The organism is Gemmobacter sp. (assembly GCF_016792925.1).
GTDB lineage: Bacteria > Pseudomonadota > Alphaproteobacteria > Rhodobacterales > Rhodobacteraceae > Gemmobacter.
In genome coordinates this window covers 1-9,545 of sequence record NZ_JAEULU010000009.1, presented here as the reverse complement: position 1 = coordinate 9,545, position 9,545 = coordinate 1, and the positions used below count along the sequence as shown (strand labels likewise).

Annotated in this window: 9 protein-coding genes and 2 pseudogenes; 7 read left to right on the top strand and 4 right to left on the bottom strand. The window is 65.2% G+C overall.

Translation table 11 applies throughout. The features are described from left to right. Positions 1-286: pseudogene (locus JNN06_RS00355) on the top strand (hypothetical protein); the annotation flags it as partial. A 19-nt stretch (positions 287-305) separates the two neighbouring features. On the opposite strand, the gene JNN06_RS00350 reads toward JNN06_RS00355, so the two are convergent. Next, positions 306-1,181, bottom strand: a complete 876-nt coding sequence (locus JNN06_RS00350) for an RNA polymerase factor sigma-32 (RefSeq protein WP_291237610.1) — start codon at positions 1,179-1,181, stop codon at positions 306-308. Positions 1,182-1,263: 82 nt separating this feature from the next. Between JNN06_RS00350 and cobU the strand changes: the two genes are divergently transcribed. The 4 genes from cobU (at position 1,264) to JNN06_RS00330 (ending at position 4,900) form a co-directional block, all read left to right on the top strand. Then, positions 1,264-1,803 carry a bifunctional adenosylcobinamide kinase/adenosylcobinamide-phosphate guanylyltransferase gene (cobU, locus tag JNN06_RS00345; RefSeq protein ID WP_291237612.1) on the top strand — a complete coding sequence of 180 codons (540 nt, stop codon included), beginning with the start codon at positions 1,264-1,266 and terminating at the stop codon, positions 1,801-1,803. Next, positions 1,800-2,372: a histidine phosphatase family protein gene (locus tag JNN06_RS00340; RefSeq protein ID WP_291237609.1), complete on the top strand. Its 573-nt coding sequence runs from the start codon at positions 1,800-1,802 to the stop codon at positions 2,370-2,372. The genes cobU and JNN06_RS00340 overlap by 4 nt, the downstream gene beginning before the upstream one ends. 75 nt (positions 2,373-2,447) lie before the next feature. Then, complete coding sequence (locus tag JNN06_RS00335; RefSeq protein ID WP_291237608.1) at positions 2,448-3,332, top strand: glutathione S-transferase; 885 nt, start codon at positions 2,448-2,450, stop codon at positions 3,330-3,332. A 47-nt stretch (positions 3,333-3,379) separates the two neighbouring features. Further along, the gene (locus JNN06_RS00330) at positions 3,380-4,900 is read left to right on the top strand and encodes a YifB family Mg chelatase-like AAA ATPase (protein WP_291237607.1); all 1,521 of its coding nucleotides are present in this window, start codon (positions 3,380-3,382) and stop codon (positions 4,898-4,900) included. Here the strand turns inward: JNN06_RS00330 and gshB are convergent, their stop codons facing one another. From gshB to rsmI, 3 genes are read right to left on the bottom strand one after another with little or no spacing between them, the layout of a single operon-like run. After that, on the bottom strand, positions 4,901-5,842 hold the full coding sequence (gshB, locus tag JNN06_RS00325; RefSeq protein ID WP_291237606.1) for a glutathione synthase: 942 nt from the start codon (positions 5,840-5,842) through the stop codon (positions 4,901-4,903). Positions 5,843-5,895: 53 nt separating this feature from the next. Next, a complete protein-coding gene (locus JNN06_RS00320) occupies positions 5,896-6,249 on the bottom strand; it encodes a YraN family protein (RefSeq protein ID WP_291237611.1) in 354 nt (117 codons plus the stop codon). Between the two features lie 8 nt (positions 6,250-6,257). Next, positions 6,258-7,124 carry a 16S rRNA (cytidine(1402)-2'-O)-methyltransferase gene (rsmI, locus tag JNN06_RS00315; protein WP_291237605.1) on the bottom strand — a complete coding sequence of 289 codons (867 nt, stop codon included), beginning with the start codon at positions 7,122-7,124 and terminating at the stop codon, positions 6,258-6,260. Between the two features lie 87 nt (positions 7,125-7,211). Here rsmI and JNN06_RS00310 point away from each other — a divergent pair, with 87 nt between their 5' ends. Both JNN06_RS00310 and JNN06_RS00305 read left to right on the top strand, forming a co-directional pair. Then, the gene (locus JNN06_RS00310) at positions 7,212-8,405 is read left to right on the top strand and encodes a penicillin-binding protein activator (RefSeq protein ID WP_291237604.1); all 1,194 of its coding nucleotides are present in this window, start codon (positions 7,212-7,214) and stop codon (positions 8,403-8,405) included. 47 nt (positions 8,406-8,452) lie between these two features. Next, positions 8,453-9,545: pseudogene (locus JNN06_RS00305) on the top strand ([protein-PII] uridylyltransferase); the annotation flags it as partial.

Sequence of the window (9,545 nt, the reverse complement as noted above, 5' to 3'; positions counted from 1 at the left end):
GGCCAAGCGCAAGATCGACCGCATCGCGCTGTTCCGCACCGCGCCCGGCCTGACGCTGCGCCCGGATCACACGTTCAGCGACGAGGAATACAACACCTATTCCTGCCCCTGGCACCACAATATCACCGCCTGCATTTGCAGCTTCCGCACGGCAAAGGCGCTGAAATCCAATCCCGGTTCGCGCTATGACATCCACAATTTCCGCTGGCACAGCAGCACCGAATTTCTGTGGCACAGCCAGCAGCTGATGGACCTTGGCCTGATGGAGCCGGGGCAGTGGTTCTGAAAGTGACGCCTCTCTGGCATCACAACAGAGCGCGGGCCTCGGGCGCCTCGGCTTCCAGCTTGCGCCGCAACCGTGTGAGCGCGGCGGTCTCAAGCTGCCGGATCCGCTCTTTCGAGAGACCCAGCTCTGCCCCGAGGCTTTCCAGCGTGCGCGCCTCGTCCTGCAAACGGCGCTGCGTCACGATATAGCGTTCGCGCGCCGGCAGATCGGCCAAAGCCGAGGCCAGCCAGCCGCGCAAACGCGCCCCGTCATGCGCCTCGGCAACCGTTTCGGTCTGCGCGGGCGCCTCATCCTCCAGCGCCTCGATCCATTCGCGCCCCTCATCCTCGCCGCCCTGCACAGCATTCAGCGAGAAATCCGCCCCGGCCAGACGGCCTTCCATCATCTGCACATCAGAGAGTGGCACCCCCAGATCCAGCGCAACCCGCTGGTGCAGCTGCGCGCCATCCAGCCGCTCGCCCGCAGCGGCGGCCTCTCGCATAAGCCTCGCCTGAACCCGCCGCATATTGAAAAACAAGGATTTCTGGCTTGCGGTGGAGCCGGTGCGCACCAGCGACCAGTTCCGCATCACATGATCCTGAATCCCGGCCTTGATCCACCAGACGGCATAGGTGGAAAAACGCACGCCGCGATCAGGATCGAACTTTTCGGCTGCCTTCATGAGACCCAGATTGGCCTCCTGGATCAAATCATTGACCGGCGTGCCGTAGCGGCGAAATTTCATCGCCATCGAAACGGCAAGGCGCATGTAGGCGGTGATAAGCCGGTGCAGGGCCTGCGCGTCGCGCTGATCCCGCCAGGCCCGGGCGAGGGCCGCCTCGGTCTCGGCATCCAACAATTCGGCCTTCATCGCTTGGCGCGACATCCGAAAATCGCTATATCCATCCAGCGCCATGATAGCCCCCACATGCGGTATGTCCGTCGGTGCTTTCCACAGGATACGAGGCACCCGCGTGACCGGATCACCCAGCGATGAAATTTCCCCTTCGCCACTCGCCTTGCCACCGCTTACGCTGGTGATCGGCGGCGCGCGCTCCGGCAAATCGCGCTATGCTGAAACGCTGCTGCGGCGCAGTGGTTGCGCGCGCGTCTACATCGCCACCGCCGAAGCCTGGGATGACGAGATGCGCGCCCGCATCCGCAGCCATGTGCAAGACCGCGGCCCCGACTGGATCACCATCGAGGCGCCGCATGATCTGGCGGGCGCGTTGGCCCATGTGGGCGAGGGGCAGGCTGTGCTGGTGGATTGCGCAACCCTCTGGCTGACCAACCGCATGCTGGCCGAGGCAGATCTGGCCGCCGAGACCGCGACGCTTCTTGCCGCCCTGCGGGTCTGCCCCGCCCCCGTTGTGGTGGTCAGCAACGAGGTCGGCTGGTCCATCGTGCCGGAAAACGCCCTCGCGCGCGCCTTTCGGGACGCGCAGGGGCGGCTCAATCAACACCTGGCCGCCGAGGCCGATCTGGCGGTTGCGGTCATGGCGGGTCTGCCGCTGGCGCTGAGGGGGCAATTGCCATGAAGCGCCTGTGGTGGCTCCGTCACGGCCCGACCCATCAGCGCGCCTTCTGCGGCTGGCGCGACGTGCCCGCCGATCTCAGCGATACAGCCGCGCTGGCGCGCCTGTCTGCCTTTCTGCCCATGGCCCCCATCGTTTCCTCCGACCTGCTGCGCGCCCGTCAAACGGCAGACGCCGTCGCGCAGGGCCGCCAGCGCCTGCCCGACATGCCAGATCTGCGCGAATTCCATTTTGGCGCCTGGGAAGGCAAGCGCTATGACGAGGCCGAGGCCAGCCACCCCGAAATCGCCCGCGCCTATTGGGAAACGCCGGGGGACATCGCGGCCCCCGAGGGGGAAAGCTGGAATACCGCCGCAGCCCGGGTGGATAGGGCCGTGACCGGGCTTTTGCCGGAAGCGGCACCTGACCTCATCCTTGTCGCCCATTTCGGCGTCATCCTGACACGCCTGCAACTGGCGCTTGACCAATCGCCTGCGCAAGTGATCGCCCAGCCGGTCGATAACCTGTCCGTCACCTGCCTTGCCCATGACGGCCACCGCTGGCACGCCGAATGGATCAATCACATTCCGTGATCGCCTGGCCCACAAAGCTGCGTTTTGCCTGCGCTTTCCTCCCTGCTATCCAAGGTGCAGATCAAGGAGACCCCCATGACCTATACCCTCGCAATTGGCGACCGCGCCTATTCCAGTTGGTCCCTGCGCGGCTGGCTGCTGTTTGACGCCTTCAACCTGCCTGTCCGCGTCCGCACAGCCCGGCTCTACACCGAAGAATTGCCTGAACTTCTTAAGGAATTCTTTCCGGCCAAGACCGTTCCGGCGCTTTTGTTGCCCGAAGGCATCGCCATCGGCGAAAGCCTCGCGATTGCCGAGGAACTTGCCAGTCGCCATCCCGAGGCCGGTGTCTGGCCCGAGGCTCCGCAAGCCCGCGCCATGGCGCGCCTGCTCTGCGCCGAGATGCATGCAGGTTTCACGGCGCTGCGCGGTTACTGCCCGATGAATCTCCGGGTAAGCTATGTGAACAGCAACCCACCGGCCGAGGTTCTGGCAGATCTAGCCCGCCTCGAAACGCTCTGGAGCTGGGCGCGCGACACCAACACCGGTGCTGGCCCATGGCTGTGCGGAGACTATTCGGCCGCAGATGCGTTTTTCGCCCCGGTCGCCAGCCGGATTGCAACCTATAACCTGCCAGTCTCGCCCGAAGCTGCGGCCTATGTTGCCGCGCATCTGGCACATCCCTCGTTCCGACGCTGGCGGGCGATGGCGCAAGTGGATGGCGCAGATCAGGAATTTTATCGTCGCGACTGGCCGCGCCGTGACTGGCCCGGACCAGCGCTGCGCCCGGCGCAGGCTGTTGCCGGGGCCGAGGCCGAAAACGCCGCCTGCCCTTACTCGGGCCAGCCGGTGACGCATGTGCTGGCGCTTGACGGCCATCGTTGGGGCTTCTGCAATGCCTTTTGCCGCGACAAGACTGTGGCCGATCCGGAGGCCTGGCCGAAATTCACGGCCATGACTGCTGGCATTTACCAATCATAAACCAATCCAGCTTACCCCGGTTAACAGAGGTGAAGCCGGGGGAAAGCATGGTCGCGCGCACATTCACGGTGGCATTCGAGGGCGTGGACGCCCGCGCGGTCGAGGTGCAATGCGCCGTCTCCCCCGGCCTGCCCAGCTTTTCCGTCGTCGGCCTGCCCGACAAGGCGGTGTCCGAGGCCAAGGAGCGGGTGCGTGCCGCCCTCGCCGCCATGTCCATCGCGCTGCCCTCCCGCCGCATCACCGTGAACCTTTCGCCCGCAGACCTGCCCAAAGAGGGTTCTCATTTCGACCTGCCGATCGCACTGGCGCTTCTGGCAGCACTCGACATCCTGCCCAAGGATGAGGTCGAGGCTATGGTTTCACTCGGCGAGCTGTCGCTGGACGGGCGGCTGGTTCCGGTGATTGGCGCCTTGCCTGCCGCCATGGCCGCGGCCGCGATGGACCGCAGCCTGCTCTGCCCGGAAGCCTGCGGCCCGGAAGCCGCCTGGGTCGGCGCAACTCAGGTGCTGGGCGCGCGTGCGCTGGATCAGGTGGTACGCCATTTCACCGGGCAAAGTCCGCTTTGCCCTGCCGAAGCAGGCGAGGTGGCCCGCCCGGCGCATCATCGCGACCTGCGCGAGGTGAAGGGGCAGGAGCGGGCGAAACGGGCGCTGGAGATTGCCGCCGCCGGGCGCCACCACTTCCTGCTGGTCGGCACGCCGGGTTCCGGAAAATCCATGCTGGCCGCCCGCCTTCCCGGAATTCTTCCACCGCTCAGCCCAACAGAAGCCCTTGAAACCTCGATGATTCACTCGCTGTCGGGGCTGATCTCCGATGGCGGCATCTCGCGCGAGCGCCCCTTTCGCGAACCTCATCACACCGCCTCCATGGCGGCGATTGTCGGCGGCGGGAAAGGCGCAAAGCCGGGGGAAATCAGCCTCGCCCATAACGGAGTGCTGTTTCTTGACGAACTGCCCGAATTTCCGCGCGCCGTGCTGGAAACCCTGCGGCAACCGATCGAGACGGGTGAGGTTGTGGTCGCCCGCGCCAATGCGCATGTGCGCTACCCCAGCCGGTTCCTGCTGATCGCCGCCGCAAACCCTTGTAAATGCGGGTATATGACAGAGCCCTCGCGTGCCTGCGCCCGCGTGCCGCTGTGCGGCGACGACTATCTGGGGCGTATTTCCGGCCCCTTGATGGATCGCTTCGATCTGCGGGTGGACGTGCCGCCGGTCGCCTTTACCGACCTTGACCTGCCCCCGTCGGGCGATAGCTCCGCCACGGTCGCCGCACGGGTGGCCAAGGCGCGCGCCATCCAGACGCGCCGCTTTGAGGGGCATCCCAACATGCGCGTCAATGCCGATGCCGAGGGGCGCGTTCTGGAGGAGATCGCCACCCCGGATGCGGAGGGCCGCGATCTGCTGACCCGCGTGGCCGAGCGCTTTGGCATGTCGGCGCGCGCCTATCATCGGGTCTTGCGCGTGGCGCGCACCATCGCAGACCTTGCCGGCGCCGAAACCGTTGGCCGTAAACATATCGCAGAGGCCGCGAGCTATCGCATGTCGCTCAATGGCAAGGGGCCGCAGTGATCAGCGACGGCGCGCCTCGATAACCTCCCAGATTCGGGCGGCGGTATTGGTGCCATCGAACCGCTCCAGCTCTTGAATGCCGGTGGGCGAGGTCACGTTGATTTCGGTCAGCCAATCGCCAATCACGTCGATACCCACGAAAATCTGGCCCTTTTCTTTCAACACCGGGCCGATGGTCCGACAAATCTCCAGATCTCGCTCGGTCAACCCAACAGGCTCGGGGCGCCCGCCCGCATGCATGTTTGACCGCGTTTCACCGGCCTGTGGCACGCGGTTGATCGCCCCGACAGGCTCTCCATCGACGAGAATCACCCGCTTGTCGCCCTTGGAGACCGCAGGCAAAAACTTTTGCACGATCATCGGCTCGCGGCTCATCGACGTGAACAGTTCGTAAAGGGAGGAGAGGTTGCGGTCGTTGTCGTCCAGGCGAAACACGCCTGCGCCGCCATTGCCATAAAGCGGCTTCAGGATGATGTCGCCATGGCGCGCCTTGAAATCCCGAATGGTCTGCAAGTCGCGCGCGATTGCCGTGGGCGGGGTCAGTTGCGGGAAGCGCAGAACCAGCAGCTTTTCGGGGCTGTTGCGCACCCAGAACGGATCATTGACCACCAGTGTCTTCGGCTGGATCATCTCAAGCAGATGCGTCGTAGTGATATAACCCATATCGAACGGCGGATCCTGCCGCAGCCAGACCACATCGAAATCACCCAGATCGACCTCGGCCTCCGGCCCATAGCTGACATGGTTGCCGATCTCTCGACGCAGCGTGATCGGAAAGCCACGTGCGAGAACCCGCCCCTCGACGAAGGCGAGCTTGTCGGGGGTGTAAAAGAACAGCTCATGTCCCCGCGCCTGCGCCTCCAGCGCGATACGGAATGTGCTGTCGGCATTGATGTTCACCGACCCGATCGGGTCCATCTGCAAGGCCACCTTGAGGCGCATCGGAAATCCTCCTGCTGTCGCCCCTTCCTGCCTTGTCCGCTCCGCCGATGCAATCACGCCGCAAAGGCGTTTTCGACAATCTCGATGCGTCCACAGGCATCGACGAGGGCGACATCAAAGCGCATGGGCGTCAGCTGCCCCATCGGCTCTGATGCGATGAACTCAGAGGCAGCAGCACAAAGCCGAGCCATCTGGGCCGGGCGCAGATGCTCGGCAGCATGGGCGTGACTGTCGCTTTTCTTCACCTCGATGAAGATTATCTCTGCGCCATCCCGTGCCACCAGATCAATCTCGCCGCCTGCCCCGCGCCAGCGTCGGGCCAGGATCTCGCGCCCGCCCCGCAAATAAACGTGTTCGACACAGCTTTCGGCGGCTTTGCCCGCCTCATGCGCCACTTTGCCCCGAATCGCCCGCATCATTCCTCCGACAGTTTCAAGGCCCGCTGATAGACATCGCGCTTCGGCAAACCCAAGGCCTCCGCCACCATGGCGGCGGCGTCCTTCATGCGATGGTCTCGCAAAGCCCGCCGCAAGGCGGCATCCAGATCTTCGGCCCCGGCTTTCTCCTCGGACGCGCGGCCGATCAGAAAAACCAGCTCTCCCTTCACGTCGCGTTCCTCCAGCTGTTCGCGAACCTCGCGCAGCGTCCCGCGCAGGGTTTCCTCGAATCGCTTGGTCAGTTCGCGACACAGCGCCACAGGGCGGCTGTCTTCGATATGTTGGGCCAATTCCTCTAACAAACGGTGAATCCGCTTCGGGCTTTCATAAAGGATCACCGTCGCATCGGACCGCGCGATCCCTTCCAGAAATCTCTGGCGTCCGCCTCCGGCCGAGGGGGGGAAACCTGCGAACAGGAAGCGGTCCGAGGGCAGACCCGAGACCGTCAAGGCCGCCAGCACCGCCGAGGGACCGGGGGCCGCCCGCACCGTCAGGCCCTGGGCCGATGCATCCCGCGCCAGTTGGAAGCCCGGATCGGAAATCAGCGGCGTTCCGGCTTCCGAGGCATAGGCCACGCTTTTCCCCTCGGCCAGCGCGGCCAGCAGGCGCGGCCCGGCCTGATCGCCATTATGATCGTGATAGGGCACCAACGGCCGATTGTTCAGCGCGATGCCATGGATCTCCATCAGATGCCGCAGCGTGCGGGTATCCTCGGCGGCCAAGACGTCGGCCGAGGCCAGAATATCCAGCGCGCGCAAGGTGATGTCGCGCGCGGCGCCGATCGGGGTAGCAATCAGGTGCAGCCCCGGCTCCAGCCGCGTGACCATCGGCCCGCTTCCGCTCATGATATTTTCCCCCTGCCTGTCGCGTTTACTTCGCGGCTTCGCCCGCGTATCCTCACCCCGTCTGCCGACGAGAGTGAGGAAGCCCGCATGTTCGCCCTTTTCGCCAAGGCCCGCAAGTCGCTGGCCCGATTGTCCTTGTTGCGTCCGGTCGCTGCGCTGTCGGCGCTGGCGCTTTCGGCCTGTGTGCCGGCGGGTGGCCCCGGTGCGGGCGGGCCAAAGCTGGGCGCGGGCGAAACGGTGCAGGTGGCGTTGCTGGTGCCGTCGGGCTCTGGTCAGGGTTCGGACGAGCTGATCGCCCGCCATCTGCAAAATGCGGCGCGGCTGGCCATTTCCGATCTGGGTGGCAATCGCATTGATCTGCGGGTCTACCCCACCGCCGGCAATCCCTCGCAGGCGCAAAGTCAGGCTGTGAAAGCGGTGGACGAGGGCGCCAAGATCATCCTCGGCCCGGTTTACGCGCAGGAGGCCAATGCCGTTGGCGTGGCCGTAGCGGGCCGTGGTGTCAGTGTCCTGTCCTTCTCGAACAACACCGACATCGCGGGCGGCAACGTGTTTGTGCTGGGGCCGACCTTCCAGAACACGGCGGATCGTCTGGCGCGCTATGCCGTGCGGCAGGGCAAGGGGCGCGTCATGGTCGTGCATGACCAGAATCTTGCGGGCCAGTTGGGCAGCACTGCAATGCAGCGGGCGCTGGCCGCCAGCGGCGGGCAGGTTGCGGGCGTGCAAAGCTATGAAGTGTCGCAGAACGGCATCGTGGCCGCCGCTCCGGCGATCGCCGCTGCCGCGCGCAGTGCCAATGCGCAGGCGGTGATGCTGACGGCCACAACCGATACCGCGCTGCCGCTGATCACCCAGATGCTGCGCGACAATGGCCTCACCCCGCCCTCGACGGCCTTTATCGGCCTGACCCGCTGGGATATCCCGGCCGCCACGCTGGCCCTGCCCGGCGTGCAGGGCGGCTGGTTCGCGCTGCCCGACCCGGCGCTGTATCAGCAATTCCAGTCGCGTTTCCAGGCCGCCTATGGCGAGCCGCCGCATCCGATTTCGGGCCTTTCCTATGACGGCATCGCCGCCATCGGCGCGCTGATCAAGCGTGGGGGCGCAGCGCCGCTTTCGGCCACGGCCCTCACCCAGGGGTCGGGCTTTGTCGGCGTCAATGGTATCTTCCGCCTGCGCCCCGATGGCAGCAACGAGCGGGGTCTGGCCATTGCCACTATCCAGAACAACCAGATGACCATCCTTGATCCCGCCCCGCGCAGCTTTGCCGGTGCCGGATTCTGATCGGGGGCCAGCCTTTGCTGCACCGCGCCTCGATTTCGACACAAGACATGCTGCTGCCGGGGGTCGAGATCATCGACCCCCGCGCGCTTTCGGCCTATATCACTGCCGCCATTGCCGCCGAACCTGATGCCCGCAATGGCCGCGCCATTGCCGTGCGCGAGATGGCCGCCGTGAAAACCGCCGCCAATGCCGCCCTTGCCGCCGCCTTTGCCGAACGCCCGATGGAAGCCCGCGCGCTGACCCGGGCGCAAAGCTATCTGACCGACGGGCTGGTGGCGGTGGCCTTCGATCTGGCCCGCACGCTGTTCCACCCGCTGCCCAACCCGACCGAGGCCGAGCGGCTGACCCTGCTGGCCGTGGGTGGCTATGGCCGGGCCGAGATGGCACCGTTTTCCGATGTGGACCTGCTGTTCCTGACGCCGTGGAAGATCACCCCCTGGGCGGAAAGCGTCATCGAATCCATGCTTTACATCCTGTGGGATCTGAAGCTGAAAGTCGGCCATTCCTCTCGCACGGTGCGCGATTGCGTCCGTCTTGGCCGCGAGGACATCACCATCCGCACCGCCCTGCTGGAGAGCCGCTTCATCACCGGCGACGCGCTTTTGGCGCGCGAGCTGGATGACGCGCTGTGGAACGAGCTGTTCAAGGGCAGCGGCCCCGAATTCATCGAGGCCAAGCTGAAGGAACGCGCCGAGCGTCACAAGCGCCAGGGCGGCCAGCGCTATGTGCTGGAACCCAATGTGAAAGAGGGCAAGGGCGGGTTGCGCGATCTGCAAACCCTGTATTGGATCGGCAAATATCTGAACCGGGTCAATGATCCGGCGGGCCTCGTGACGGCTGGCCTGTTCAGCCAGGAGGAATTTGCCACCTTCAACCGTGCCGAGGCCTTTCTCTGGGCCGTCCGCTGCCATCTGCACTATATCTGCAAACGCGCGATGGATCAGCTGACCTTCGATCTGCAAGTCGAGGTGGCGGCCCGCATGGGCTATCATGACAGCGGCGGGCGCCGCGCAGTCGAGGTTTTCATGCAGGATTACTTCCGCCACGCCACCCGCGTGGGCGAGCTGACGCGGGTGTTCCTCACCCAGCTGGAGGCGCGCCATATCAAGCCCGAGGCCGATCTGATCGGCATGTTCCGCC

What these genes read in the sequence shown, in the direction of transcription:
- JNN06_RS00340 (WP_291237609.1), top strand. Translation starts at nt 1,800, where the DNA reads ATGAAGCGCCTGTGGTGGCTCCGTCACGGCCCGACCCATCAGCGCGCC.
- JNN06_RS00330 (WP_291237607.1), top strand. Translation starts at nt 3,380, where the DNA reads ATGGTCGCGCGCACATTCACGGTGGCATTCGAGGGCGTGGACGCCCGC.
- JNN06_RS00310 (WP_291237604.1), top strand. Translation starts at nt 7,212, where the DNA reads ATGTTCGCCCTTTTCGCCAAGGCCCGCAAGTCGCTGGCCCGATTGTCC.
- JNN06_RS00350 (WP_291237610.1), bottom strand. Translation starts at nt 1,181, where the DNA reads ATGGCGCTGGATGGATATAGCGATTTTCGGATGTCGCGCCAAGCGATG.
- JNN06_RS00335 (WP_291237608.1), top strand. Translation starts at nt 2,448, where the DNA reads ATGACCTATACCCTCGCAATTGGCGACCGCGCCTATTCCAGTTGGTCC.
- rsmI (WP_291237605.1), bottom strand. Translation starts at nt 7,124, where the DNA reads ATGAGCGGAAGCGGGCCGATGGTCACGCGGCTGGAGCCGGGGCTGCAC.
- gshB (WP_291237606.1), bottom strand. Translation starts at nt 5,842, where the DNA reads ATGCGCCTCAAGGTGGCCTTGCAGATGGACCCGATCGGGTCGGTGAAC.